This is a genomic window from Acidovorax sp. GW101-11A03 (genome assembly GCF_059424825.1).
This window is the reverse complement of sequence record NZ_JBWKZU010000021.1, coordinates 26,931-52,861: the sequence shown is the minus strand read 5'-3', so window position 1 is coordinate 52,861 and position 25,931 is coordinate 26,931. Positions and strand designations below refer to the sequence as shown.

At 67.3% G+C, this 25,931-nt stretch carries 20 protein-coding genes; 9 read left to right on the top strand and 11 right to left on the bottom strand.

Annotated elements, in window-relative coordinates; all coding sequences use genetic code 11:
- Positions 1-18 precede the first annotated feature (18 nt).
- The 3 genes from AC07Z7_RS11090 to AC07Z7_RS11080 all read right to left on the bottom strand — a co-directional run bounded on the left by AC07Z7_RS11090 (position 19) and on the right by AC07Z7_RS11080 (position 4,340).
- Positions 19-1,317 carry an MFS transporter gene (locus AC07Z7_RS11090; RefSeq protein ID WP_094289282.1) on the bottom strand — a complete coding sequence of 433 codons (1,299 nt, stop codon included), beginning with the start codon at positions 1,315-1,317 and terminating at the stop codon, positions 19-21.
- Positions 1,318-1,643: 326 nt separating this feature from the next.
- Positions 1,644-2,393, bottom strand: a complete 750-nt coding sequence (locus AC07Z7_RS11085; protein ID WP_205734122.1) for a response regulator — start codon at positions 2,391-2,393, stop codon at positions 1,644-1,646.
- A gap of 21 nt (positions 2,394-2,414) precedes the next feature.
- Entirely contained in the window at positions 2,415-4,340 is a 1,926-nt protein-coding gene (locus AC07Z7_RS11080; RefSeq protein WP_494766255.1) for a type IV pili methyl-accepting chemotaxis transducer N-terminal domain-containing protein, read from the bottom strand.
- Positions 4,341-4,412: 72 nt separating this feature from the next.
- Between AC07Z7_RS11080 and AC07Z7_RS11075 the strand changes: the two genes are divergently transcribed.
- A complete protein-coding gene (locus tag AC07Z7_RS11075; RefSeq protein ID WP_494766254.1) occupies positions 4,413-5,339 on the top strand; it encodes a ChaN family lipoprotein in 927 nt (308 codons plus the stop codon).
- 15 nt (positions 5,340-5,354) lie between these two features.
- Here AC07Z7_RS11075 and AC07Z7_RS11070 read toward each other — a convergent pair whose 3' ends face one another.
- Positions 5,355-7,700 (bottom strand): putative bifunctional diguanylate cyclase/phosphodiesterase, encoded by a 2,346-nt coding sequence (locus AC07Z7_RS11070; protein WP_494766253.1) that lies wholly within the window; start codon positions 7,698-7,700, stop codon positions 5,355-5,357.
- Between the two features lie 67 nt (positions 7,701-7,767).
- Here AC07Z7_RS11070 and purU point away from each other — a divergent pair, with 67 nt between their 5' ends.
- From purU to AC07Z7_RS11055, 3 genes are all read left to right on the top strand, one after another.
- Complete coding sequence (gene purU / locus AC07Z7_RS11065; protein ID WP_094289286.1) at positions 7,768-8,619, top strand: formyltetrahydrofolate deformylase; 852 nt, start codon at positions 7,768-7,770, stop codon at positions 8,617-8,619.
- Between the two features lie 20 nt (positions 8,620-8,639).
- The gene (locus AC07Z7_RS11060; RefSeq protein ID WP_094289288.1) at positions 8,640-9,545 is read left to right on the top strand and encodes a LysR substrate-binding domain-containing protein; all 906 of its coding nucleotides are present in this window, start codon (positions 8,640-8,642) and stop codon (positions 9,543-9,545) included.
- A 270-nt stretch (positions 9,546-9,815) separates the two neighbouring features.
- Complete coding sequence (locus AC07Z7_RS11055) at positions 9,816-11,321, top strand: FAD-linked oxidase C-terminal domain-containing protein (RefSeq protein ID WP_494766252.1); 1,506 nt, start codon at positions 9,816-9,818, stop codon at positions 11,319-11,321.
- Between the two features lie 111 nt (positions 11,322-11,432).
- Here AC07Z7_RS11055 and AC07Z7_RS11050 read toward each other — a convergent pair whose 3' ends face one another.
- The 4 genes from AC07Z7_RS11050 to AC07Z7_RS11035 form a co-directional block, all read right to left on the bottom strand.
- Complete coding sequence (locus AC07Z7_RS11050; protein WP_094289292.1) at positions 11,433-11,726, bottom strand: hypothetical protein; 294 nt, start codon at positions 11,724-11,726, stop codon at positions 11,433-11,435.
- A complete protein-coding gene (locus AC07Z7_RS11045; RefSeq protein WP_494766251.1) occupies positions 11,726-12,562 on the bottom strand; it encodes a hypothetical protein in 837 nt (278 codons plus the stop codon). Before AC07Z7_RS11045 ends, AC07Z7_RS11050 begins: the two co-directional genes overlap by 1 nt.
- A gap of 180 nt (positions 12,563-12,742) precedes the next feature.
- Complete coding sequence (locus tag AC07Z7_RS11040) at positions 12,743-14,038, bottom strand: DUF445 domain-containing protein (protein ID WP_494766250.1); 1,296 nt, start codon at positions 14,036-14,038, stop codon at positions 12,743-12,745.
- A gap of 33 nt (positions 14,039-14,071) precedes the next feature.
- The gene (locus AC07Z7_RS11035; protein WP_494766249.1) at positions 14,072-15,211 is read right to left on the bottom strand and encodes an aminotransferase class V-fold PLP-dependent enzyme; all 1,140 of its coding nucleotides are present in this window, start codon (positions 15,209-15,211) and stop codon (positions 14,072-14,074) included.
- Positions 15,212-15,300: 89 nt separating this feature from the next.
- Here AC07Z7_RS11035 and AC07Z7_RS11030 point away from each other — a divergent pair, with 89 nt between their 5' ends.
- The gene (locus AC07Z7_RS11030) at positions 15,301-16,107 is read left to right on the top strand and encodes an AraC family transcriptional regulator (RefSeq protein ID WP_494766248.1); all 807 of its coding nucleotides are present in this window, start codon (positions 15,301-15,303) and stop codon (positions 16,105-16,107) included.
- Between the two features lie 83 nt (positions 16,108-16,190).
- Positions 16,191-16,817 carry a LysE family translocator gene (locus AC07Z7_RS11025; RefSeq protein ID WP_494766247.1) on the top strand — a complete coding sequence of 209 codons (627 nt, stop codon included), beginning with the start codon at positions 16,191-16,193 and terminating at the stop codon, positions 16,815-16,817.
- Positions 16,818-16,845: 28 nt separating this feature from the next.
- Here the strand turns inward: AC07Z7_RS11025 and AC07Z7_RS11020 are convergent, their stop codons facing one another.
- Positions 16,846-20,118, bottom strand: coding sequence for an acetyl-CoA carboxylase family protein (locus AC07Z7_RS11020; protein WP_494766272.1), 3,273 nt, complete (start codon positions 20,116-20,118; stop codon positions 16,846-16,848).
- 87 nt (positions 20,119-20,205) lie between these two features.
- Positions 20,206-21,816 (bottom strand): AMP-binding protein, encoded by a 1,611-nt coding sequence (locus AC07Z7_RS11015; protein ID WP_494766246.1) that lies wholly within the window; start codon positions 21,814-21,816, stop codon positions 20,206-20,208.
- 144 nt (positions 21,817-21,960) lie between these two features.
- On the opposite strand from AC07Z7_RS11015, the gene AC07Z7_RS11010 reads away from it, so the two are divergent.
- The 3 genes from AC07Z7_RS11010 to ltaE all read left to right on the top strand — a co-directional run bounded on the left by AC07Z7_RS11010 (position 21,961) and on the right by ltaE (position 25,170).
- A complete protein-coding gene (locus AC07Z7_RS11010) occupies positions 21,961-22,611 on the top strand; it encodes a TetR/AcrR family transcriptional regulator (RefSeq protein WP_494766245.1) in 651 nt (216 codons plus the stop codon).
- 51 nt (positions 22,612-22,662) lie between these two features.
- Positions 22,663-23,910, top strand: a complete 1,248-nt coding sequence (locus tag AC07Z7_RS11005) for a branched-chain amino acid ABC transporter substrate-binding protein (protein ID WP_494766244.1) — start codon at positions 22,663-22,665, stop codon at positions 23,908-23,910.
- Between the two features lie 189 nt (positions 23,911-24,099).
- Positions 24,100-25,170, top strand: coding sequence for a low-specificity L-threonine aldolase (gene ltaE / locus AC07Z7_RS11000; protein WP_494766243.1), 1,071 nt, complete (start codon positions 24,100-24,102; stop codon positions 25,168-25,170).
- Between the two features lie 6 nt (positions 25,171-25,176).
- Here the strand turns inward: ltaE and AC07Z7_RS10995 are convergent, their stop codons facing one another.
- Positions 25,177-25,896, bottom strand: coding sequence for a YggS family pyridoxal phosphate-dependent enzyme (locus AC07Z7_RS10995; RefSeq protein ID WP_494766242.1), 720 nt, complete (start codon positions 25,894-25,896; stop codon positions 25,177-25,179).
- Positions 25,897-25,931 lie beyond the last annotated feature (35 nt).

Here is a 25,931-nt window from a genome sequence, read left to right as displayed (position 1 = left end):
GAGGTCCTTGGAGAAAAATCAGCGGGCACCGGCAGCCAATGGCGCGGCGGCTTCCTGCGAGCCCATGACGGGCGTGCGGCGTACTTCGGTGAAGTACATCCAGATGAGCGAGACCCACACCACGCCATACATCAGCATGAAAGCGCTGGAGCGGATGCCGGTGAGGTCCATGAGGGCACCGAACAAGATGGGCAGGACGAAGCCGCCCATGCCACCGGCCAGGCCCACGATGCCGCTGATGGTCCCGATGTTGTGGGGGTAGTCGTCGCTGATGTACTTGAAGACGCTGGCCTTGCCGAAGGCCCAGCAGATGCCCAGCAGGAACATGAGGCCGGTGAAGACGTAGACGTTCAGGCCGATGTGGAAGGTCTGCGGGCCGTTGACGGTGAGGATGGTGAAGTCGGTCTGCGGGTAGCTCAGCAGGAACAGGCAGATCCAGCTCACCCACATCACCCACCAGGTCACGCTGTGGGCGCCGTACTTGTCACTCAACATGCCCCCGATGGCGCGCAGCACGCCGCCTGGCAGCGAGAAGCAGGCAGCCAACAATGCGGCCACACGGATGTCCAGGCCGTATTCGCCCACGTAGTACTGCACCATCCACAGCGACAGTGCCACATAGCCGCCAAACACAATGCTGTAGTACTGGCAGTACTTGAGCACCTTGGGGTCCTTGAGCGCCTTGAGCTGGTCGGTGAACTTGACGTTGCTGGGCACCAGGTGGGCCGGGTCGCTGTAGCTGAACAGCCAGAACAGCACCAGCGTGCCCAGCATGATGGCGGCGTACACCTGCGGCACCATGGTCCAGCCAAAGGCCACGAGGATCACCGGCGCCACGAACTTGTTGACGGCGGCGCCGGAGTTGCCCGCGCCGTACACGCCCATGGCCGTGCCCTGCCGATGCTTGGGAAACCAGCGCGCAACATACGGCGTGCCCACCGAGAACGAGCCGCCCGCCAGGCCCACGAACAGGCCGATGGTGAGGAAGTGCCAGTATTCGGTGGCGTAGCCCATCATCCAGATGGCGGGTACGGTGGTGGCCATCACGGCCGCCATCACGATGCGGCCGCCAAACTTGTCCGTCCAGATGCCCAGCGGCACCCGCACCAGCGAGCCGGTGAGCACGGGCATGGACATGAGCAGCCCGAACTGCGTGGAGTTCAGGTTGAGCATCTTCTTGATGGGGATGCCGATGACGCCAAACATCATCCAGACCATGAAGCAGACGGTGAAGGCGAAGGTGCTGACGATGAGCACCGACCAGGCCTGGCGGGTGCGCTGTGGGCTGTCGCCCGGGGGCAATGTGGTGTGTGCCATTGCGCGGTTCCTCTTCTTCTCTTGGGTATGGCGCTATGGTCGGTTTTCAGCCCCGCACTGAACATCCTTCACAAGCACAGCCCGGCCACGGCAGAAGGAGTAGTCCCCCGGTGCGGCAGGGGGCGGGGGCATCGTTCGAAAGGAGTAGGCGGGGACGCCGCAGCGGACCCACCCCGGGCACGAACGCGGGCCGACACACCGGCGGGCGGTGTGAAATACAAGAAAAAATGAGGCCTACCGCGCTATGGACAAGCCTCTTTAGCTATATATTTAATAGCATAAGAGCACCACAGCATGCGTTGCGCTGCGGTGCAGCGCGGCCCGCCCTACTCCGCGCGCTGGCGGTCGGAGGCGTAGACCGCCGCCTGCACGCGCGAGCTGAGGCCCAGCTTGCGCAGGATGTGCTGCACATGGATCTTCACCGTGGTCTCGGCGATGTCCAACGTGCGGGCGATTTCCTTGTTGCTGGCGCCGCGTGCAATCTCGCGCAGCACGTCTTCCTCGCGTGGGGACAGCTGCGCGACGGCGGCTGATGCATCGGGCGGCGCCACCTGCGGCGGCACAGGCATGGCAGGTGGCACCTCGGGCGCGCCCTGCGATTGGAACGCGGCCACCAGCTTGCCCATGAGCTCGGGGCTGACCACGGGCTCGCCCCGCGCTGCGCGGCGGATGGCCTCGGCCAGCAGGTCGCCTTCGATGGTCTTGAGCAGATAGCCCTGCGCGCCATTACGCAGCGCGGCGGCCAGGTCCTGCCCGTCTTCACTCACGGTGAGCATCAGCACGCGCGAGGCGGGCGCCACCTCGCGCAGGCCCCGGATCGCGTCCACGCCCATCACACCGGGCAGGTGGTTGTCGAGTAAGATCACCTGGGGCAACAGCTGCGGCGCCAGGCGCAGGGCCTCGGCGGCATCGCCCGCCTCGCCCACCACCAGCAGGCCCGGGTCCTGCCCCAGCAGGGCGATCAGGCCCCGGCGGAACAGGGTGTGGTCGTCCACCACCAGCAGCGTCACCGGGGGCTGCGGCGCAAGGGCCTGCGGGGGCGTGGCCAGGGGCGTGGGGGCGGTAGAAAAGGGCATGGGCGGCAGATTCAGAAAAAACTAGAGCGCGGGAGCAGCCACGGGGGTGGTGCCAACCGGGGTGGGGGGCGGCGAGTTGCCCGTGACCGCCCCCGTGGGCAGCTCGATGCATACGCGTGTGCCCTGGCCCGGGGCGGATTCGACCTGCAGCACGGCACCCACGCGGTGGGCGCGCTCGCGCATGATGCCCAGGCCCACGTGCAGCGAGTCGGGCGGCACGGCGGCGATGTCAAAGCCCTGGCCGTTGTCCTGCACCTCAAAGCGCCAGCGGGGGTGGCGGTGCACGAGCAGGTCCACCCGCGTGGCGGCGGCGTGCTTGCGCACGTTCGACAGCGCCTCCTGCACCATGTGCAACACCTGGATCTGCACGTCCTGCGCCAGCGGCAGGCCATGGCCCACCATGCCCAGCGTGGTGACGATGCCGGTCTGGTGCTCGAACTTGGACAGCGTGGCACGCAGCGCCGATTCGATGTCTTCCTCGCTGGTGCGGGTGCGGAAGTGCACCAGCAGCTCGCGCACATCGGCATAACACTCGCGCACGCCCACGTCCAGCTCGCTGATGCTGCGGTCGCGCTTGGCCTCGTCGCCGCGCGACACGGCGTCGCGCAGCAGCTGGGTCTGGATCTTGAGGAAGGCCAGCGACTGGGCAATGGAGTCGTGCAGCTCGCGCGCGAGCAGGCTGCGCTCCTCGGCCACCGCCGCCTCGCGCTCCAGCGCGGTGGCGCGCAGGCCCTCCATGGCGCTGGCCAGGTGGCGGGTCATGGCTTCAAGCAGGTCGCGCAGCTCGTCGGTCATTTCCACCGGCGAGCGGAAGAACAGGTTCACCTCGCCCAGCAGGCGCTGCTGCATCTGCACGGGAATGGTGACCATGGTCTCGAACCCCGCATCGCGGCAATGCGGCAAGGCCACCGCCGTGGACGGCGTGATGGGGATGACCCGCGTGCGCGCCTGCTCCTGCGGCTGGCCACACAGGCAACTGCCGGTGTGCAGGCAATGCTCGCCCTCGGCCATGGCCTGGGGCAGGCCGTCGCCTGCAAGCAGCACATAGCGCTCGTTGGCCTCGTTGGACCAGCGCACGGCGGCGGCGTCGGCACCCGCCACGCGGCGGATCTGCTGCACAAACCCCTGCGCCAGCAGCTCCAGGCTGCCCGCCGTGCTGGCCAGCGCGCTCACCTCGTACAGCGCGGCCAGGCGCTGGTTCTGCACCGCGATGCTGGCGGTCTTCTCCTGCACCTTGTGCTCCAGGTCATCGTGCGATGCCTGCAGCGCGTGGGCCATCAGGTTGAAGCCCGCCGAGAGCTGGCCGAACTCGTCGTCGGTGTCCACCGGCAGGCGTGTGCCCAGCTCGCCCTGGCGCAGCCGGGCCTGGGCCTGCTGCAGGCGCGCCACAGGGTTGATGACCAGCAGGTAGCTCACGGCCATGAAGGTGACGGCCGCCACGATGGCCAGCGCCATCATGAACAGCTGGAACAGGTGCAGCGCAGCCGTCCAGCCTGCAATCTGGATCTCGATGGCGTCCACAAAACCGTCCACCTGCTGCACAAACGCATCGGCCTGGGCCAGCGTATGCGCCCGGTCGGGCGGCTGCGGGGCCACCCAGCCGCTGCGTGCCTGGGCCCACTGGTTGCGGATGGAATCAAAGCGGGCGCGGGTCTCGTCGCTCCACGGCACAAACAGCGGGCGTGAGGGGTCTCCCGTGCGCAGCAGCTCCAGGCTGGCGTCGAACAGGCGGGCGCGCTCCTGCACGGCCTCGGCGGGTTCGGTCTGCAGCACCAGCACCATGCGCAGCATGTTCATGCGCAAGCGGCCCGCCTCGTTCACGGCGGCGGCGCCGCCTTCGAGCTTCCAGGTCACCCACAGCGTGAGGCTGATGGACGCCAGCGCCACCAGCAAGAAGCCCGCGCCCAGGGCCAGGAGCTTGGTGGTGAGCGTGGGCTGGGTCCGCATCGGCGCAGTGTAGGCAGGGGGTGCTCGGCGTTTCTTGACCTGCGTCAAGCGCGGCCCGCGTAGCATCACCGCATGCAAAGACCCCTCCCTTCTTTCTTGCGCACCCGGCTCACCCGAGGTGCACGCGCCGCCGCCCTGGGCAGCGCCCTGCTGGTGCTGGCGGGTTGTGCGGGCACCCTGCCGCCCGCCGCCACGCGGGCCACCCCCTGGCCCGAGCGCCTGCACACGCTGCTGCCCGCCGATGTGCTGCTGCTGGGCGAGCAGCATGACGCGCCCGACCACCAGCGCCTGCAGCGCGAGGCCGTGCTGTGGCTGGCGGCACGCGGCCAGTTGGCGGCCCTGGTGATGGAGATGGCCGAGAGCGGGCACAGCACCCAATCTCTGCCGCCGGGCGCCACCGAAGCCCAGGTGCAAGCCGCCCTGCAATGGAACGACGCCGCCTGGCCCTGGAAGGCCTATGGCCCGGTGGTGATGGCCGCCGTGGCGGCGGGGGTGCCCGTGCTGGGCGGCAACCTGCCCCGCGCCCAGATGCGCGCGGCCATGCAGGAGCCCGCCTGGGACCAGCACCTGCCCCCTGCCGCGCTGGCGCGCCAGATCACCGCCCTGCGCGACGGCCATTGCGGCCTGCTGCCCGAGTCACAGCTCGCGCCCATGGCGCGCATCCAGATCGCCCGCGACGCGAGCATGGCCCGCACCGCCCAGCAGGCGCTGCGCCCCGGCCAGACCGTGCTGCTGGTGGCCGGCGGCGGCCATGTGCTGCGCAGCCTGGGCGTGCCCACACACTGGCCTGAAAACTTGAGGTCAAAAGTGGCCATTGCGCGCGTCCAGAAAGCCCAATCAGCTATCAAAACAGAAGCATCAAAAGCTGCAGGCACTGTCGCCAATGCCCCGGCTGACGCCGACGCTGATGTGGTGATCGACACCCCGGCCCTGCCACCCCGCGATGCCTGCGCCGAGCTGCGCGAGCAGTGGCGCACGGCACCACGCGGCCAGCGCTGAGCGCCCGCCCCAGACCTACGGCACCGCAGGTGCAGATGTGGGCAGCGCGGGCTGCGGTGGCTGGGGCGGCTGTGCCCGCAGCAGCGCGGCAAAGCCCTCGGCGGGCAGCGGGCGGCTGCACAGATAGCCCTGGTAGGTGTCACAGCCCCGTTCGCGCAAGAAGGCCAGTTGCCCCTCGGTCTCCACCCCTTCGGCCAGCACCGACAGGCCCATGCTGTGCCCCATGGCGATGATGGCGGCGCTGATGGCCATGTCGTCCTCGCTCTGCGGGATGTCGCGGATGAAGCCCTGATCGATCTTGAGCACGTCGATGGGAAAACGCTTGAGCTGCGCCAGCGACGAGTAGCCCGTGCCGAAGTCATCCACCGCGATGCGCACCCCCAGCTCGCGCAGGCGCACCAGCATCTGGCGGGCCTCCTCGGTGCGCTCGGCCAGCGCGGTTTCGGTGATCTCCAGCTCCAGCAGCCGGGCCGGGAAGCCCGAGTCCGCCAGCGCAGCCGACGCGCAGCCCGCCAGGTCGGTGAGGTGGAACTGGCGCGGCGACACGTTCACGGCCAGCATCAGCTCGGGCAGGCCCGCATCGCGCCACGCCTGGCCCTGGCGGCAGACCTCGCGCAGCACCCATTCGCCCAGCGGGCCGATCACGCCCGAGGTCTCGGCCACGGGGATGAAACGCGCGGGCGAGATCAGCCCCTCCTGCGGGTCGTTCCAGCGCACCAGCGCCTCGGCGCCCAGGATGCGGCCGGTGGCAATGTCCACCTGCGGCTGGTAGTGCATCTGCAGATGGCCCTGCATCAGCGCCAGGCGCAGGCGCGACTCCAGCTCCAGCCGCTCGCGTGCAGCCTGGGTCATGGTCTCATGGAAGAAGCACCAGGCACCCCGCCCCCGGGCCTTGGCGCCATACACGGCCGCATGGGCGCCCTGCAGCAGCAGCTCGGTGGTGCTCGCATGGTCGGGGAACATGCAGATGCCCACACTCACCCCGGCCACCACCTCCAGCCCGTCGGGCGAACGCCAGGGCTCGGCCACGGCCTGGATCAGGTGCCGGGCCATGGCAGCCGCGCCGTCGGCATGGCGCAGGTGGCGCGCCACCACGGCCAGCTCGTCGCCCGCCATGCGGCCCAGCACATCGCCCGGGCGCAGGGCCGACTGCACCTGCCGTGCGATGTGCTTGAGCACTTCGTCGCCGATGGTGTGGCCGTAGCTGTCGTTCACGTCCTTGAAGCGGTCCAGGTTGAGCAGCAGCACGGCAATGTTCTCACCGCTGGCGCGCGCCTCCTGCACGGTCAGCTCCAGCTGGTGCCCGAACCAGGTGCGATTGGACAAGCCGGTGAGCGCGTCGTTGTGCGCCAGAAACTCCAGGCGCCGTTGCTGGGCCTTTTCTTCGGAGATGTCGGTGAACATGCACACGTAGTGCGTGATCTCTCCCGCCGGGTCGCGCACGGCCGACAGCGACATGTGCTCGGGGAAGATCTCGCCGTTCTTGCGGCGGTTCCAGATCTCCCCCTGCCAGTGGCCGGTGTCGAGCAGCGCAGCCCACATGGCCTCGTAAAAAGCCTGGTCGTGGCGGCCCGACTTGAAGACACGCGGGGTCTTACCCAGCAGCTCTTCCTCGGTGTACCCGAGCAGCCGCGTGAAGGCGGCGTTCACGGACAGGATACGGCTGTGGGCATCGGTCACCACCACGCCCTCCATGGTGTTGTCCACCACGGTGGCGGCCAGCCGCTGGCGCGCCTCGCTGCGCTGCAGCGCGGCGCGCGCGGCCTTGATCTCGTCCAGATCCTGCACCACACACACCAGGTGGGCGGGCTCGTCGCTGTCCATCGGCACCCGGGTCACGGTGCACAACACGGGCACCGTGCGGCCGGTGTCCAGGCGCTGGCACTGGCGCTCGCCCACGTAGTGGTCGATCTCGCCCGCCATCAGGCGCTCCAGCTGGCGCATGGCCCAGTCGCGGTCCTGGGCCACCATCACGTCGCGGAAATTGAGGCTGAGCACCTGCATCAGCGTGCCCCCCAGCATCTCGACCAGGCGGTGGTTGGCCCACAGAAACTGCCCGTCCGGCGCCACGCGCGCGATGCCTGCGGGCGCGTGGCGCACGATCTGCGTCAGCTCGCGCGCCATGGCCATGCGCACCTTCTCGGCGCGGCGCATGCGCCGCAGCAGCCACCAGGCCAGGCCGCTGGTCAGCGCCACATAGCCCCAGCCCTTCCAGGTCTGGAAGCGGGTCAGCAGCTCGGGGTCGGTGACCCAGTGGGCCAGCAAGGCGTCGCCCACGAACACCCAGGCCACACCCAGCACCAGGTACAGCAGCATGCCCCGCCAGGGGACCAGTGGTGGGGCATGCCCCTCTTCGCCCATCGAACTCCTTGGCTTGTGTCTACACGGTTCCACGGCGCCGGGCCCTTGCTGCGACAATTGCACAGCTATGACGACCAACGCCTACATCCTTACCCTGTCCTGCCCCGACCGCCTGGGGCTGGTGCACGCTGTCTCCGGCTTTCTGCTGGAGCACGGCGGCAACATCGAAGAAGCCGCACAGTACAACGACCACGCCACCGGCCTGTTCTTCATGCGGGTGCAGTTCGCCTGCGACCAGCACGACCACGCCACCCTCAAGTCCCGCCTGACGGCCTTTGCCGAGCCCTACCAGATGCGCTGGACGCTGCACGCCACGGCAGCCCCCATGAAAACCGTGCTCATGGTCAGCAAGGAAGGCCATTGCCTCAACGACCTGCTGTTCCGCTGGAAATCGGGCCTGCTGCCCATCGACATCCGCGCGATCATCAGCAACCACCGCGACTTTTACCAGCTCGCGGCCAGCTACAACGTGCCGTTCCACCACATCCCGCTCACCGGCGCGACCAAGGCCCAGGCCGAGGCAAAACAGTTCGAGATTATCGAGGCCGAAGGGGCCGAACTGGTGGTGTTGGCCCGTTACATGCAGATACTTTCTCTTGACCTATGTCAAAAGTTGGCCGGTCGGGCGATCAACATCCACCACAGCTTCCTGCCCAGCTTCAAGGGCGCCAAGCCCTACTACCAGGCGCATGACCGGGGCGTGAAGCTGATTGGCGCCACGGCCCACTACGTGACGGCCGACCTGGACGAAGGCCCGATCATCGAGCAGGACGTGGCCCGTGCCGACCACACCGACACGGTGGAAGACCTCACGGCCCGCGGCCGCGACACCGAAAGCCAGGTGCTGGCCCGCGCCGTGAAGTGGCACAGCGAGCACCGGGTGATCCTGAACGGCCACAAGACGGTCATCTTTCGTTAGCACTCACTCTGCGCAGCCCCATGGCCACGGCACTCCCGTCGTCCTTCCTCAGCAGTGCCGCCCGGCGCATCCCGCCCATCCAGTGCCTACTGACGTTTGAGGCGCTGGCCCGCCTGCGCAGCGTGACGCAGACGGCCGACGAGTTGTGCGTGACGCCCAGCGCCGTGAGCCACCGCGTCAAGCAGCTCGAACAGATCCTGGGCGTGCAGCTGTTTGGCCGGGCGGATTTTTCGCTCACCACCGAAGGCAGCGCCTACCTCGCCCATGTGCGCGAGGGGCTCACCGCGCTGCAGCGCTTTCCGGGCCAGGCGGCCGCACCCGGGCGGCGGCGGCTCAAGCTGGCCGTCACGCCCACGTTTGCACGCACCATCCTCATCCCGCGCCTGCGCCAGTTCACCGAGGCTTATCCGGAGATCGACCTGGCGCTGCAGGTGTCCATCCCGCTCTTGGACGTGGTGGCCGAAGACGCCGACCTGATGGTGCGCTTTGGCCCCGGCCACTATGCCGATGTGGAGCATGTGGAGCTGGCGCGCGACGTGGTCACGCCCCTGGCATCCCCCGCGTTCGTGCGCGAGCACGGCCCGTTCGACCGCCCCGAGGACCTGGAGGGTGTGCAGCTGCTGCGCAGCCCGCTGGAGCCCTGGCGCACCTGGTTTGCCCCCACGGGCCTGGACTGGGCCGAGCCCAGCGAGGGCTCGCAGTTCAACGACATCGGCCTGATGTGCGACGCCGCCGCTGCGGGCATGGGTGTGGCGCTGGTGCGCCTGAAGCTCGGCGCGCCCTGGCTGGAAAACGGCACGCTGGTGCGCCTGTTTGCCCACGACGCGCCCAGCCCCCACGCGCACTACCTGTGCTGGCGCACCGGCACCATGGACCGGTGGGAATGCGCCGCGTTCGCCGAGTGGCTGCGCAAGACCATGGCGTAACAGAAGCATCCCCCTGAGTCGCCTTTGGCGCCTTCCCCCTTCTCTCTGCTGCGCCGGGAAGGAGGACGCAGCCCTTGCTGCGGGGCGGCCCTTGCTCGGCGGCCCTCGCCCGAGCCGCGCCCTCCTCCACTAAGTTCGGGCGAAATTTGCCTCCAGCGCTTGCCCAACAAGCGCTAGCAGCTATCAATTGGTGAGCATTCAGGTGTTTTTCACAATCCCCTGCAGAAAAGCTCAAGCCCGGGCGCCCGGCCATCCCCTACAGTGGCGGCCATGAACACCGCCTCTTCCGCCCCTGCAGGCCCCACCCCCGCCGAGCGCGCCGCGCGCCAGGCCGAAGTTGTCCAGGCCCTGGGCCAGGCCGTGCCGGCACATGCCCTGCTCTGGCACAGCGAAGACACCACGCCGTATGAATGCGACGGCCTCACCGCCTACCGCCAGCGCCCGCTGGTGGTGTGCCTGCCCGAGACCTATGAAGAAGTGCAGGCCGTGCTGCGCGCCTGCCATCGGCTGCAGGTGCCCGTGGTGGCACGGGGCGCGGGCACGGGCCTGTCGGGCGGCGCCATGCCGCACGCGATGGGCGTCACGCTGTCGCTGGCCAAGTTCAACCGCATCCTGAGCCTGAGCCCCGAAAGCCGCACGGCCGTGGTGCAAAGTGGCGTGCGCAACCTCGCCATCAGCGAGGCGGCGGCCCCTTACAACCTGTACTACGCCCCCGACCCCAGCAGCCAGATCGCCTGCACCATCGGTGGCAACGTGGCCGAAAACTCGGGCGGCGTGCACTGCCTCAAATACGGCCTCACCGTGCACAACGTGCTCAAGGTCAAAGGCTTCACGGTGGAAGGCGAGCCCGTGGAGTTTGGCAGCGAGGCGCTGGACAGCCCCGGCTACGACCTGCTGGCCGCCGTGATCGGCAGCGAGGGCATGCTGGCCGTGATCACCGAAGTGACGGTGCGCCTGATCCCCAAGCCCCAGCTCGCGCGCTGCATCATGGCCAGCTTTGACGACGTGCGCAAAGCGGGCGACGCCGTGGCCGCCGTCATCGCCGCGGGCATCATCCCCGCCGGCCTGGAGATGATGGACAAGCCCATGACCGCCGCCGTGGAAGACTTTGTGCACGCAGGCTACGACCTGACCGCCGAGGCCATCTTGCTGTGCGAAAGCGACGGCACGCCCGAAGAGGTGGAAGAAGAAATCGGCCGCATGAGCGAGGTGCTGCGCGCGGCCGGTGCTACCGCCATCAGCGTGAGCCGCGACGAGGCCGAACGCCTGCGCTTCTGGAGCGGCCGCAAAAACGCCTTCCCCGCCAGCGGCCGCATCAGCCCCGACTACATGTGCATGGACTCCACCATCCCGCGCAAGCGCCTGGCCGACATCCTGCTCGCCATCCAGGAGATGGAAAAGAAATACCAGCTGCGCTGCGCCAACGTGTTCCACGCGGGCGACGGGAACCTGCACCCGCTGATCCTGTTTGATGCAAACGATGCCGACCAGCTGCACCGCTGCGAGCTGTTTGGCGCGGACATCCTGGAGACCAGCGTGGCCATGGGCGGCACGGTGACGGGCGAGCATGGCGTGGGCGTGGAGAAGCTCAACAGCATGTGCGTGCAGTTCACGGCCGAGGAGAACGCGCAGATGTTCGGGCTGAAGCACGCGTTTGACCCGGCGGGGCTCTTGAACCCGGGGAAGGTGATTCCGACGTTGAACCGGTGTGCGGAGTACGGGAAGATGCTGGTGCGGGGGGGGCAGATCAAACATCCTGATCTACCGAGATTTTGAGGGCCAACGATCTCTACTAGCCGCATTCTGGGCCCGGCTGCGGCACTTCCACAGCGCAATGTTCTTCCGAAATCCTGACCGCGCGGCGCGCTATGACCATCGGGGCCAAACTTACCCCACAGAAAATCGCGCCGGAATCAAGAACCAGAGCGACGAGACCAAAAAAGCCACCAGCAACAACCTATCAAGAAGCGAGTTTCTTCGCAGATAGAAACCCAGGCCCCAAAAAACTCCGGCCAACGCCAATGCCTGCGCCAGCAGCAGCGCTGAAAAAGCCCCAACGATGAAGCGCCCCCCAGCCCAGAGGGGCGCATGGACAGACAATAGATACATATTGACGGCAGCAAGGGTAGCTGCCGCCGCTGCGTAGAAAATCCACCGCGCGCAGTGCAGCGGGGAGGCCACTATCGGAGCCCTCTGGAATAAAGGTATGCCGCTAGCTCCCGCCGCCGACGCTTGCCCTCCTCGGTGTTGGGAGCGTAGTAAAAATGGCCTGACGCTTCGACCATCTGCTTTCCCAAACTCGGTGTAGACAGCAACAACTTTTCACGGCTCATACCTGCATACAACGGATCACCTTGAGCTGTCAGGTCCACGACGATGACGTTTTTGATTGCCGGTGTTGTTTTCACTTGCTGCAGAAACTTCCCACCAATAGGAGAGCCGATCAGGACCAGATGATTGACAACGGTACCCCCAGTTCCGTAATTAATCGCGACCTGCGCCGCCACAAGAGACCCGTAGGAGTAGCCGATGAGGTTGAACTGAGTGCCGCTTTGTGGAAATTTATCGAGCGGCACTTGAATGACAGATTTTCCGGCACGAAAAACATCCACGCCGATGGCGGCATCTGCAAGGGTGCCACCAGACCACTTCCTTGGATCCACGGAAATCAGTTGGACATTTTTCTCTGCAAACGCCCTCACCATGTCCAAGATATAGCCTCCGTCCATTCCAGCGCCCCCAAAAAAAAGATTTCCCGTAATCTTTTCGCCAGGAACGAAGAACCTCGACAGTGAGGCGGCTCCCGCCACTGGAGGGCTCAAATCACGACTTTTCAGAAGGCTTTGGTTTTCTTTGAAGTTCCAGGCATCGAATCCGGCAGCCCCCGGCTCAAGCCCCATCGGGCCAGGGGTCGAACCACGTGGCATGTAGTCTCGCAACAAACACGCGGGTTCGCCCGAGAACGACTCATCCACTAATTTGGTCCCCATCGGACCCGGCACTACGTATTGCGTCAAGGCAGCTCCTAAGTCGAATGGGTCGCTAGCCTAAATTCACCGACGAACATTGGCACGGGTTTTTTGCAACCGAAAGTAGCCTCTACGAGGGGTAACGGCTCACCCACGCTAGTGCCCCTCCTTTGTACCGGGTGAACAATGTTTGCCTTGGGCAAGCAGCGCACCATGACACGGCAACGCTCAACCACCCACCACCGCCCGCCAAATCTCCCCCGCGTGCGAAACCGCAAACAACACCAGCCCGATCAACCCACCCACCACCGTCCCATTGATCCGGATGTACTGCAGGTCCTTGCCGATGTTCAGCTCAATCAGCTGTGTCATCTCCTCGGTATCCCAGCGCCGCACCGTGTCCTCAATGTGCTGCGCAATGAACGCCGACACATCCGGCGCCAGGCCCTCTGCCCATCGCTCCAGCCGGTCATTGAAGGACTGCCGCAGCGCCGCATCCCCCGCCAGCGACTCCCCCAGCCACAACCCCAGCTTGCCCACCTGCCGCGCCAGCACCGAATCGGCATTCGCCAGATCACGCTGCAAGACGCCACGCAGGTCCAGCCACAAGGTCTGCACATAGCCGCCCACCGTGGCGTCGGTCTGCAACCAGGTGCGGATCTCCTCGCCCTTGCGCTCCCATTCCGGGTCGCTGCGCAGGCGCTCGACAAAGCGCTGCACAGCGGTATCAAACTGCGCGCGCAAGGCGTGCTGCGGGTTGGCGGCCACATCGGCCATCAGGCTCTCCAGCGCACGCGCCAGCAAGGCCGAGCCTTTGTCTCCCAGCCAGTCGCTGGGCAGCAATTTCTCGGTGCGCGGGTGGTCCTTCTTGAGCCAGGCCACGATGGACTGCGCGACCCAGGTGCGGGTCTGGTCGTTCTGCAGCAGCTCGATGAGCTTGGCCAGCACATCGTCCAGCAGCGCCTGGTGGCGGCCGTTATGCGTGAGGGTGTCGAGCACGGCCGCTAGCGCACGCGACATGTCAACCTGCCCGATCAAGGCACGCGCGGCCTTGTGGATGAAACGCTCCACCTGCGCGTCCTGCACCGTCTCCAGCGCGGCCGATGCCAGGCGCGTGGCCTGGTGCCCCAGCAGCGCGGCATTGCCGGGCGCAGTGAGCCACTGCGCCAGCCGCTCGGCCGGGTCGTGCCTGCGGATCAACGACACGAGCGAGGGCACGTCCAGGAACTTGTCGCGCACAAAGGTGGCCAGGTTGCGGCCGATGCGCGCCTGGTTGCGCGCAATGACCGCTGTGTGCGGAATGGGCAGGCCCAGCGGGCGCCGGAACAGCGCCACCACCGCAAACCAGTCCGCCAGCGCACCCACCATGGCGGCCTCGGCCATGGCTTTCACGCAGTTGAGCAGCAGGCCGCGTTCGACCACGCTGGTGGCGATGAATACCGCTGTCACCAGCAGCAACAGTCCCTGCGCCTGCCGTTTGGCACGCCGCAGGGCGACGGTTGCGCCATCAGTCTCTGGCGTCATCCGGGCCAGCCCGCCGACCAAGACCCCAATGCGTCAGGCAGCCGCCGCAATCTGTTCCAGCGCTTTCGACAGATGGCCCACGCTGCGGTCCACGTTGTGCCACTTCTCCAGGCCAAACAGGCCAATGCGGAAGGTCTTGAAGTCCGGCCCCTCATCGCACTGCAGCGGCACGCCCGCAGCGGTCTGCAAGCCCACTTCCAGAAACTTCTTGCCGTTCTGGATGCCCGGGTCAGTGGTGTAGCTCACCACCACGCCAGGCGCCTTCCAGCCCTCGGCGGCCACACTGGGGAAGCCGCGCGATTCGAGCAGCGCGCGCACCTTGGCGCCCAGTTCGATCTGCTCTTCACGCACCTTGGCAAAGCCGTAGGCGCGCGTCTCGGCCATCACCTCGGACAGACGCACCAGCGCGTCGGTGGGCATGGTGGTGTGGTAGGCGTGCTGGCCCTTTTCGTAGCCCTCGGCAATCTGCATCCACTTCTTGAGGTCGCACGAGAAGCTGCTGCTCGTGGTGCCCTCAATGGCCTCGCGCGCACGCTCGCTCAGCATCACCATGGCGCAGCAGGGCGAGCCGCTCCAGCCCTTTTGCGGCGCACTGATGAGCACGTCCACGCCGGTGGCCCGCATGTCCACCCACATCGCGCCCGAAGCGATGCAGTCAAGCACGAACAGCGCGCCCACCTCATGGGCAGCGGCCGTCAACGTGCGGATGTAGTCGTCCGACAGGATGATGCCGCTGGCCGTCTCCACATGCGGCGCGAACACCACCTTGGGTTTTTCGGCGCGGATGGTGGCCGCCACCTCGTCGGCCGGGCACGGCGTCCAGGGCGCCTGCGGGCCATCGCCCTGGCGGCGCGCCTTGCACACCACCGCACCGCCGCCCAGACCGGTGTCGGCATCAAAGATCTGGCTCCAGCGGTAGCTGAACCAGCCGTTGCGCACGATGAGCACCTTCTGCTTGTTGGCGAACTGGCGCGCCACGGCCTCCATGCCGAAGGTGCCGCTGCCGGGCACCAGCACAGCGGTGTGGGCGTGGTAAACCTCTTTGAGCGTGCCCAGAATGTCCTGCATCACGCCGGTAAAGCGCTTGGACATGTGATTGAGCGCGCGGTCGGTGTAAACCACCGAAAATTCGAGCAGGCCATCGGGGTCGATATCGGGCAAAAGGCCGGGCATAGGGGAGTCTCCGCGTGTGAAACTGAGGGGGGAAAAGGGACGATCAGGTCAGCTTATCATGGCCCCGCGCCACCCCAAGGCCGCGCGCCATGCAGCAAAAACCCTTCCGATTCCTGCCCACCGCACTGCCTGGCATCGAAGCGATGCAGGCCGACTCCCGCCTCGTCTTCGGCAGGCACATGCACTTGCAGTTCGGCCTGGGCGTGATCGAGCGGGGTGCGCAGAAATCGGCCAGCGGCCGGGGCATTGTGGAATCGGGCCCAGGCGACACCATCACGGTCAACCCCGGCGAAGTCCACGATGGCATGCCGCTGGACGAGCGTGGACGCGCCTGGCGCATGCTCTACCTGGAGCCCTCCCTGGTAGCGCCGTTGGCGGCCGATGTGCATCCGGGCCCGCTCGGCTCCGCCTTCGAATTCCATGCTCCGACGATGCGCGATGCGCGGCTGGCGGCCCAGGTACTGGCGCTGTTCGACGCGGCCACCCACCGCCCCAACCACTCGGCCGCAGCGCTGCATGTGGAGGAATGCTTATTGCAGGTGCTGGGCGGCCTGCTGCGGCCGAGGGGCCACCAACAATCCGCCGCGACCATCACCAGGGCTCGCACGATGATGGACGACGATCCCACCGCGCCCTGGAGCCTCGCGCAACTGGCCGATGCAGCAAGTTTGAGCCGCTACCAGCTCGTGCGCCAATTTGCCCAGGCCACGGGCCTCACGCCACACGCCTACCTGCTGCAGCGCCGACTGCAGCTTTCGCGCCATCTGATGGGTGCGGGTATGCCCCTCGCCGATGTCGCCGCAGCCAGTGGCTTTGCCGACCAAAGCCACCTGACGCGCCTCTTCACGCGCAGTTTTGGCATCACACCCGGGGCCTACGTTCGCGCACGCGGCTGACAGCCAGGTCCCTGCAATTTCGTTCAAGACCGTTGTGCGGGGGTTGGCGGATGCTGCGGGCATCGCCACTTCACACCGCCGCCGTGCGGCCTCTCGCCATGGGCATCGAATTTCTCATCACCTCTCTCATCGTGGTCGTCTCGCCGGGGCCAGGAGCCCTGCTGACCGTGGCGGCCGGGCTCTCGGGCGGCGCTCGGGCTGCCGCCGTGACGGCGCTGGGCTGCACGCTCGGCATCGTGCCGCACCTGCTGGCGGCGATCACCGGGCTGGCCGCACTTCTCAACGCCAGCGCCACGGCATTCGAAGTCCTGCGCTACGCGGGGGTCGCCTACCTGGTCTACATGGGCTGGGCCACGTGGCGCTCGCCCGCCACACTGGAGGTCCGCACTGACGCACCCGCACGCACAGCCGGTGGGCGTATCGCGGAAGCCATGCTGATCAACCTGCTCAACCCCAAGCTGTCGCTGTTCTTCCTCACCTTTCTGCCGCAGTTCATCGCACCGGGCGAAACGCAGCCCGCGTGGCGCATGGTCCAGCTCTCGCTGGTCTTCATGGCCATGACCTTTGTGGTGTTCTTGGGCTATGGCGTCTTTGCCGCCCGGTTTCGTGACCAGGTGCTGCAGCGCCCCGGCGCGCTGGTGTGGCTGCGCCGCGGCTTTGCGGCCGCGTTTGTCGGGCTCGGCGCAAAGCTCGCCCTGATGCACCGATAGGCACCGCCGTGCCAGGTGCCGTGCGGCTTCACCAGGTATCGATGCAACGTGGGCCCAGCGGCGCCACCTGCACCGACGCCAGCCCGCGCGCCAGCCAGGCCCGCGTGTCGGCCGGGTCGATCACCGCGTCGATCTCCAGCGTGGCGGCCATGTGCATGGCCTCGCCGTTGGCGTAGGACTTGGCCAGCAGCTTGGCAAACAGCGCGTCGCGCTCTGCGCCCTCGGGCAGCGCCTCCAGCTCCTTGCGAAAGCCCAGGCGCACGGCGCCTTCGAGCCCCATGGCGCCGAACTCGCCTGTGGGCCACGCCACGGTGAACACGGGCGCATGGAAGCCCCCGGCCGTCATGCCCATGGCGCCCAGGCCGTAACCCTTTCGCAGCACCACGCTGAAGGTGGGTACGCGCAGGCTGGCGGCGGTGACGAACAGACGGCTCACATGGCGCACCTGGGCCGTGGCTTCGACCTCGGGGCCGACCATGAAGCCGGGCGTGTCCACCAGGCTCACGATGGGCAGGCCATGCGCGTTGCACAGCTGCATGAAGCGCGCGCCCTTGTCGGCCGCATCGGCGTCGATGGCGCCACCCAGGTGTTGCGGGTTGTTGGCCAGCAGGCCCACGGGGCGGCCTTCGATGCGCGCCAGCGCCGTGTGGATGCCCACACCGAAGCCGGTGCGCAGCGGCAGCAGGCTACCCTCGTCCACCAGGCCCGCCATCGCCGAGCGGGCGTCGTACACGCGCAGGCGGTTCTCGGGCACCACGGCGCGCAACAGGCGCTGGTCGGGTGCAGACCACTGCGATGTGCGGCCCTGGAAGAACGACAGATAGTGGCGCGCGGCCTGCACCGCCCCGGCCTCGTCATCCACCAACACGTCAATCACGCCGTTGGCATGCTGCACACGGCTCGGGCCGATCTGCTCGGGCTTGAAGACGCCCAGCCCACCCCCTTCGATCATGGCCGGGCCGCCCATGCCGATGTTGCTGGCGCGCGTGGCGATGATCACGTCGCTGCAGCCCAGCAGCGCGGCGTTGCCCGCAAAGCAGCGCCCGGCGGCGATGCCGATCACCGGCACCTGGCCCGACAGCGCCGCGTAGCTGGCGAAGGTGTGCACATGCAGCCCCGCCACCACGGGCATGTCGGTGTCGCCCGGGCGCCCGCCGCCGCCCTCGGCGAACAACACCACCGGCAGCTTCTGCGCCAGCGCGATGCCGAGCATGCGGTCGGTCTTGGCGTGGTTGCGTGCGCCCTGGGTGCCCGCGAGCACGGTGGCGTCGTAGGACATGACCACGGCGCGGGATTTCTCGTCGCCAAACAGTGCGCCATTGATGCCGCCAATGCCCGTGACCATGCCGTCGGCGGGTGTGTTGGCAATCAGGTCCTCCTTGCTGCGGCGTCGGGCCTGCGCGGCGATGGCGAGGGCACCATATTCGATGAAGCTGCCGTCGTCGCACAGGTCGGCGATGTTCTCGCGCGCGGAGCGGCCGCCTTGGGCGTGGCGCTTGGCCATGGCGTCGGGGCGCGCCGCGTCGAGCGTGAAGGCGTGGCGGTCGATCACGCGTTGCAGGTCGGCGCGGATATGGTCGGGGTCGTGCGCAGCGCTGCCCTGCACTTCGACATCGGCCGCCTCATCCACCGCGTCCAGCACCAGCAGCGGCTGCCCCTGCGCGACGTAGCCACCGGCCACGGCCAGCAGCGCGCCGACGCGGCCCGCGTGTGGGGCCAGCAGCACATGCTCCATCTTCATGGCTTCAAGCACGGCCAGCTCGGCGCCGGCGGCGACCACGTCGCCCTCGGCCACGCTCAGCTGCACCAGGCGGGCGGGCATGGGGGCCAGCACGGCGCCGTCAGGGGTGTCAGAGGCGATATGCGGGTCTTTTTGCCCTGTAGCGCTAGTCGAATATGCCTTGATAGCCATATTTTTGATAGCAATCAGAAGGTCTGGCAGCACCGACTCCAGCCAGCGCGTGTGCACCTGCTGGCTCTCCATTTCGGGCCGTGTTGCCAGCGCCTGCAGCAGCGCGAGGTTGGTGGCCACACCATCGATGCGGCACACGGCCAGCGCGCGCTGCGAGCGGCGCAGCGCGTCGGCAAAGCGCGGGCTGCGCGTGTGCACGATGAGCTTGGCCAGCAGCGTGTCGTAGTGCGGCGACGGCGTGGCGCCCGCTGCGCCGTGCGTGTCCACGCGCACGCCCGGGCCTGCGGGCAGGTCAAAGCGGCTGAGCGTGCCGCTGCCGGGGGTGGCGTTGCCCAGTGTGTCCAGGGTTTCAGCGTTGATGCGCCACTGCACGGCAAAGCCCAACACGGCAGGCGGTGCGGCAGGGTCGAGGCCAATGTCCTGCAACGTGCGGCCTGCGGCCAGCGCGATCTGCGCCTGCACCAGGTCCACGCCGGTGACCTCTTCGGTGATGGTGTGCTCCACCTGCAGGCGCGGGTTGCATTCGATGAACACAAACGGCAAGTCGCTGGAGGCCAGGTCCACCAGAAACTCGAACGTGCCCAGGCCCTCGTAGGCCACGGCCCGCGCCATCGACAAGGCAGCGGTGGTGATGCGCTCGCGCAGCGGCGCGGGCAGCGAGGGGCTGGGCGCGATCTCCACCACCTTCTGAAAGCGCCTCTGCAGCGTGCACTCGCGCTCGCCCAGCGCGATCACCTCACGCCCGTCGCCCAGCACCTGCACTTCGATGTGGCGGGCGTTGCCCATCAGACGCTCGACGTACACGCCGTCCACACCAAAGGCGGCCTGCGCCTCGCTGCGGCAGCGCGCGTAGGCAGCGGGCAAGTCATCGGCCGACGCCACCGCGCGCATGCCGCGCCCACCGCCGCCGCCGATGGCCTTGATCACGATGCCGGCATGGGCGTGCTGCGCGAAGAATGCCTGGGCCTCCTCCAGAGACACGGCCGCCTGCGTGCCAGGCATGAGCGGCACGCCCTGCTGCTGCGCCAGTGCGCGGGCCTGCGCCTTGTCGCCGAACAGCGCCAGTTGCGCAGGCGTGGGGCCGATGAAGCGCAGCCCCGCTTCGTCGCACGCGCGGGCAAAGTCGGCACGCTCGCTCAGGAATCCATAGCCCGGGTGCACGGCATCGCAGCCCTGCGCCTGGGCAATGGCAATGAGGCGTGCGCCGTCCAGGTACGCCGCCGGGCCGGTGGCGCCCAGTGCCACGGCCGCACTGGCTGCGTGCACATGGGGGCTGGCGGCGTCATCGTCGGCATACACGGCCACGCTGGCAATGCCGAGGTCGTGCAGGGCGCGCACAGTGCGCAGTGCGATTTCGCCCCGATTGGCAACCAGCACTTTGGTGAACAGAACAGAAGATGGCATGGGGCAGTCGCTCTATTTTTTATAGCTGCCAGCGCATATTCAACTATCGCCAGCAGCCAATTCTTCACTCATTCAAGCAATATCACGCAGCAGGCGGCGCAACACCTTGCCCGCGCCCGTGGCGGGCAGTGCGTCGATGAAACGCACCTCGCGCGGGGCTTTGTAGGGCGCCATGTTCTCGCGGCACCAGGCCACCAGGCCGGCGGCGTCCACCTCCTGGCCGGACTTCTTGACGATGAAGGCGCGCACCACCTCACCCTTTTCCGCATCGGGCACGCCAATCACGGCGGCCTGGGCCACGGCGGGGTGCTTGATGAGCAGGGTCTCGACCTCTTCGGGGAACACGCTGTAGCCCGACACCTTGATCATTTCCTTGAAGCGGCCGATGAAGGTGACATAGCCGTCCGCATCGATCTTGCCCATGTCGCCGGTGTAGACCCAGCCATCCCGCAGCGTCTTGGCCGTGGCCTCGGGCTTGTTCCAGTAGCCCTTGAAGTTGCCGGGGCCGTGGATGGTGATCTCGCCGACCTCGCCAACAGGCAGCGCCGCGCCGGTGTCGGGGTCGACGATGCGCAGGGTGTTGCCCGGCACGGGCTTGCCCTGGGTGCCCCAGCGAATGGCGTCCACCGGCATGGCGGTGTCCACGGTGTGGGTTTCGGACAAGCCATAGGCCGCCTCGTGCGAGATGCAGTTGGGTGCGAACTGCTGCCACTGCTGGGCCAGCGCCTCGGTGAAGGTGATGCCAAAGCTGGTGACCGGGTTGCGGCGCAGCGCACTCCAGTCCATGTCGCGTGCACCGGGCACCTGCATCAGGGCGCCATTCATGGGCGCGATGCTGTACCACCAGGTCACGCGGTGGCGCTCCAGCGCCTGGGCCACGCCCAGCGGGTCAAAACGGTACAGCAGCACGGCCGTGGCGCCGGTGTAGACCGGCAGGTTCACGCCCATCACCATGCCGGCGATGTGGTACAGCGGCGCCACCGCCAGCAGCGTTTCGTGCGGTGTCATGCCATTGCAGTCCGCCGATGCAGCGGTCTTAAACGTGGCGTTGCCGTAGCTCAGCATCGCGCCCTTCGGCAACCCGGTAGTGCCCGAGGTGTAGGTCATGAGCGAGATGTCATCCATCGACAGCGCCACGGGCGCAGGCCGCGCACCGGTGCGGGTGGCGGCCAGGAAGTCTTCGCAGCCCGCAGGCACCGGCGCCATGGCGGCGCGCATGGCCAGCAGCTCGGCGGGTACGTCGATGCTGGGCGTGCCCTCGGGCAGCAGTTCGGCATAGCGCACCACAAACACCTGCTGCAGCGCGGTCTTGGCGCGCACCTTGTCCACCACGGGCAGCAGCACATCGGCCGCGACGATCACGCGCGCCTGCAGGTCGGTGAGTTGGTATTCCAGCTCATGCTCCTTGTTCAGCGGCCCGCAAGGGCAGACGATGGCGCCGATCTTCTGGATGCCGTAGTGCGCCATCACATACTGAGGGCAGTTGTTCATGTACAGGGCGACGGGTTCGCTCTTCTGCACCCCTAGCGCCTGCAGGCGCGCGGCAAATGCATCACTGGCCGCATCAAGCTGCGCCCAGGTGAGGGGCTGGCCGTACCAGAGGTAGGCGATGTGGTCGGGCGTTTCGCGCGCGTGGCGGCGCAGGTGTTCGTGCAGCGGCAGCTGCGGTGCGGCAGAAGGCATGGCGTTGTCTCCGAGGTGTCTGGAATCGCTGGTTCTTGGGGTTTTTGCTAGGTGCTCGCACTCGCCAGCGTCTTGCCAATATATACCGCTCGGTAGAACAATGCTACCCATGGGTATAACTCCAACGTCGCGCAAAGGACACTGATGAACCAGCAGCCCCCCGTGCAGGCCAGCGGCCGCCAGAAGGCCGCCACGGCCGGGTCGGACGAGAAGCGCGAGCGCATATTGCGCGCAGCCGAGGCGCTGTTTGATGCGCAGGGCTACGCCAACACCACCATCGAGCAGATCGTGCAGCAGCTGGGCGTGACCAAGCCCTTTGTGTACTACTACTTCCGCAACAAGCAGGAGATCTTCGAGACGCTCTCGTGGGCGCCTGCCGTGGCGTGTTTCACTGCGATGGACTTTGCGGCGGACGATGACCGGCCTGCGCATGTGAAGGTGACGGAGGGCATCGAGCGGCTGATCCGCGCCACGCTGGAGCACCACCCCTCGGCCTTCTTCCCCTACCGCGAGCCGCAGGTGTACCGGCCCGAGTACCTGGCGGCGCAAAAGGACCTGGCGAACCACTTCTACGACCGGCTGTGCGCGCTGCTCGAACAGGGCCGCGACGACGGCATGTTCGAGTTCAACGACACCAAGATCACCGCCCTGGCCGCCTGCAGCCTGCCCGGCTTTCTCTACAACTGGTACCGCCCTGACGGCCGCCTGTCGCAAGACGAGGTGGCGCAGGAGCTGGCGCAGCTGGCCTGGCGCGTGCTGGGGCTGCGGCGCATCCGCAAGCGCAACCCGGCCTGACGCGCATCGCAGCCCCTACACCCAGCACAACAACCACCGGAGACAAAACCCATGAAAACCGTGTTTCTCACCCCCCTGGCCGCTGCGGCGGCGTTGCTGATCGGCACGGCCGCCAGCGCGCAGGAAACCTTCAAGGTCGCCTACATCGACCCACTGTCCGGCCCGTTTGCCAATGTGGGCGAGCTGATGCTCACCCACACGCAATACGCCATCGAGGACATCAACGCCAAGGGCGGCGTGCTCAAGGGCACCAAGCTGCAGCTGCTGCAGTTCGACAGCAAGCTCTCGGCGCAGGAGAGCCAGAGCGCGCTGCAAGCCGCCATCGACCAGGGCGCCAAGGCCATCGTGACCGGCGGCTCGGGCTCTTCGGTGGTCACGGCGCTGGTGCAGGCGGCCGCGCGCCACAACCAGCGCAACCCGGGCAAGGAGATCCTGGTGCTGAACCACTCCTCCATCGACCCCGAGCTGACGGGCAAGGCCTGCAACTTCTGGCACTTCCAGTTCGAGGCCAACACGGCCATGAAGATGAAGGCCATCGCCAACTACATCAAGAAGCAGCCGGACATCAAGAAGGTGTACCTGCTGAACCAGGACTACGCGCATGGCAAGCAGTGGGCGCACTATGGCCGCGAGATGGTGGGCCTGGCGCGGCCCGACATCCAGTTTGTGGGCGAGGCACTGCACCCCATCGGCCGCGTGAAGGACTTTGCGCCCTACCTCGCCAAGGTCAGGAGCACGGAGGCCGACTCGGTCATCACCGGCAACTGGGGGCAGGACATGACACTGCTGCTGAAGGCGGCAGGCGACGCGGGCTACAACCTGCGCTACTTCAACCACAGCGCGGGCTCCATCCCCGGCACGGTGCTGGCGGTGTCGCAGGCCAAGCAGGGCCAGCTGACCTGGGTGGCCGAATGGCACCCCGGACAGGCCGACACCCCCAAGGTGGACGCGCTGGCCAAGACCTACAAGGCCAAGACGGGCAAGGACTTTCTCGCGCCGCGCATTGAGATGACGCCGCGCTTCCTCGCCGCCGCCATCAACAAGGCCCAGTCCACCGACCCGGTGAAGGTGGCCCGCGCGCTGGAAGACCTGACCATCGATTCGGTGGTGGGCCCGGTGCGCATGCGCGGCGAAGACCACCAGCTGCTGCTGCCCCAGGTGGTCAACACCATCGCGCCGGTGGACGGCAAGGCCGTGAAGGTGGGCTGGGAAGGCACGAACTATGGCTTCCGCACCGATGCCGCCTACACCGGCAATGAGCTGGCGCAGGGCACGGACTGCAAGATGATCAGACCGTAGCCCCCCTGAGTCGCCTTTGGCGCCATCCCCCTCAGGGGGACGACGCCCTCGCTGCGGGGCGGCCCTTGCTCGGCGTCCCTGACCTAGGCAGCACCCATTTCGTCGGCCGAGAGCATTGCAGCCGCAGGGTATGCCAACGCGACTAATATCGTCGGCCATTCATTGACCCGACCCACAAGGACCGCGCCCATGCCCGACTTTCGCAGCGACACCGTCACCCAGCCCACGCCCGCCATGCGCGAGGCCATGTTCAAGGCCCCGCTGGGCGACGATGTGTTTGCCGACGACCCTTCGGTGAACGCACTGCAGGACCATGCGGCCGAGCTGCTGGGTTTTGAGGCCGCGCTGTTCGCCCCCTCCGGCACGCAGACCAACCTGATCGCGCTGTGGGGCCACTGCCAGCGCGGCGACGAAGCCATCGTTGGCCAGAGCTGGCACACCTACCGCTGGGAGGCGGGCGGCATGGCCGTGCTGGGCTCCATCCAGCCTCAGCCCGTGGAAACGCAGCCCGACGGCACCTTGCGGCTGGCCGACATCGCCGCCGCCATCAAGCCCGACGACCCGCACTTTGCGCGCACCCGCCTGGTGGTGCTGGAGAACACGACCGGCGGCCAGGTGCTGCCGCCCGCCTACATCGCCGAGGTGGCGCAACTGGCGCGCAGCCGGGGGCTGTCCATGCACCTGGACGGCGCACGCATGTTCAACGCGGCCACGGCCAATGCCGCGCGCAACGGCACCGACGTGTACGACGAAGCGCGCTCGCTGTGCAGCCACTTTGATTCCGCATCGCTGTGCCTGAGCAAGGGCCTGGGCGCACCCGTGGGCTCGCTGGTGCTGGGCTCGCGCGACTTCATCCGCCAGGCTCGCCGCACCCGCAAGATTTTGGGCGGTGGCATGCGGCAGGCGGGTGTGCTGGCGGCTGCTGGCCACTACGCGCTGCAGCACCATGTTCGGCGCCTGGCGGAAGACCACGCCCGCCTGGACCGGCTGGCGCAAGGGCTGGCTGAAGCCAACCGCAGCCACCCTGTGCTGCAGGGCAAGCTCACCGTGCTGCCGTGGCAGACCAACATCCTCTTCACCGACCTGCACGCAGAGGTGGCCCCAGCCTTCACCGCCTGGCTGGCGCAGCACGGCGTGCGCGTCACCAGCAGCCTGTATGGCGGCGCCACCCGGCTGCGCTGGGTGACGCACCTGGATGTGAGCGAGGCGGACGTGACGGCAGCGCTGGATTGCGTGGCGCGCTTCACGCTGCCGGGCTGAGCCCGCTCAGGCGGCGGGGTAGGTCCGTCCACCAAACACGCCGGTGCCCACGCGCACCAGCGTGCTGCCCGCCTGGATGGCAGCCTCCAGATCGGCCGTCATGCCCAGGGACAGGGTGTCGAACTGTGCCAGGCCCGGCTCCTTCAGTGCGGAAATTGAGTCAAAAAGTGCTTTTGCGCGCATGTGGATTGCCAGTTGCGCTTCAAATTCAGGAGCATGGTCGGGAATAGCCATGAGCCCCCGAACCACCAGCCGTGGCAGTTTTGCGACAGCCCGCACCAGCTCCAGTGCATCGGCGGGCACCACGCCCGATTTGGTGGGGCCGCCGTCGATGTTGACCTGGATACATATATGTAACGGGGGCAGTGGCTCCGGGCGCTGGGCCGACAGGCGTTCGGCGATCTTGAGCCGGTCCACCGTGTGCACCCAGTCGAAGTGCTCGGCCACGGGGCGGGTCTTGTTGCTCTGGATGGGGCCGATGCAATGCCACTGCAGTGCCACATCAGGCAGGGCCGCCCGCACGGCGGCGATCTTGTCCACGCCTTCCTGGATGTAGTTTTCGCCAAAGGCGCGCTGGCCAGCGGCCACCGCCTCCAGCACCGCGTCGGCGCCAAAGGTCTTGGAAACGGCCAGCAGGCCGACGCTGCCCGGATCGCGCCCAGCGGCTGTGCACGCCTGCGCCATCCTGCCCAGAACCTGTTGGAGGTTGTTAGCAATCGTGGTCATAATGTTTGGCAAGCGTACCAAACGATAGAGGGACT

Bases quoted from the DNA above. Each gene is read 5' to 3' on its own strand.
- AC07Z7_RS11080 (WP_494766255.1), bottom strand. From the start codon at position 4,340: ATGCGGACCCAGCCCACGCTCACCACCAAGCTCCTGGCCCTGGGCGCG.
- AC07Z7_RS11005 (WP_494766244.1), top strand. From the start codon at position 22,663: ATGAAAACCGTGTTTCTCACCCCCCTGGCCGCTGCGGCGGCGTTGCTG.
- AC07Z7_RS11010 (WP_494766245.1), top strand. From the start codon at position 21,961: ATGAACCAGCAGCCCCCCGTGCAGGCCAGCGGCCGCCAGAAGGCCGCC.
- AC07Z7_RS11060 (WP_094289288.1), top strand. From the start codon at position 8,640: ATGGCCACGGCACTCCCGTCGTCCTTCCTCAGCAGTGCCGCCCGGCGC.
- AC07Z7_RS11030 (WP_494766248.1), top strand. From the start codon at position 15,301: ATGCAGCAAAAACCCTTCCGATTCCTGCCCACCGCACTGCCTGGCATC.
- AC07Z7_RS11035 (WP_494766249.1), bottom strand. From the start codon at position 15,211: ATGCCCGGCCTTTTGCCCGATATCGACCCCGATGGCCTGCTCGAATTT.
- ltaE (WP_494766243.1), top strand. From the start codon at position 24,100: ATGCCCGACTTTCGCAGCGACACCGTCACCCAGCCCACGCCCGCCATG.
- AC07Z7_RS11075 (WP_494766254.1), top strand. From the start codon at position 4,413: ATGCAAAGACCCCTCCCTTCTTTCTTGCGCACCCGGCTCACCCGAGGT.
- AC07Z7_RS11040 (WP_494766250.1), bottom strand. From the start codon at position 14,038: ATGACGCCAGAGACTGATGGCGCAACCGTCGCCCTGCGGCGTGCCAAA.
- AC07Z7_RS11090 (WP_094289282.1), bottom strand. From the start codon at position 1,317: ATGGCACACACCACATTGCCCCCGGGCGACAGCCCACAGCGCACCCGC.
- AC07Z7_RS11085 (WP_205734122.1), bottom strand. From the start codon at position 2,393: ATGCCCTTTTCTACCGCCCCCACGCCCCTGGCCACGCCCCCGCAGGCC.
- AC07Z7_RS11015 (WP_494766246.1), bottom strand. From the start codon at position 21,816: ATGCCTTCTGCCGCACCGCAGCTGCCGCTGCACGAACACCTGCGCCGC.
- AC07Z7_RS11070 (WP_494766253.1), bottom strand. From the start codon at position 7,700: ATGGGCGAAGAGGGGCATGCCCCACCACTGGTCCCCTGGCGGGGCATG.
- purU (WP_094289286.1), top strand. From the start codon at position 7,768: ATGACGACCAACGCCTACATCCTTACCCTGTCCTGCCCCGACCGCCTG.
- AC07Z7_RS11055 (WP_494766252.1), top strand. From the start codon at position 9,816: ATGAACACCGCCTCTTCCGCCCCTGCAGGCCCCACCCCCGCCGAGCGC.
- AC07Z7_RS10995 (WP_494766242.1), bottom strand. From the start codon at position 25,896: ATGACCACGATTGCTAACAACCTCCAACAGGTTCTGGGCAGGATGGCG.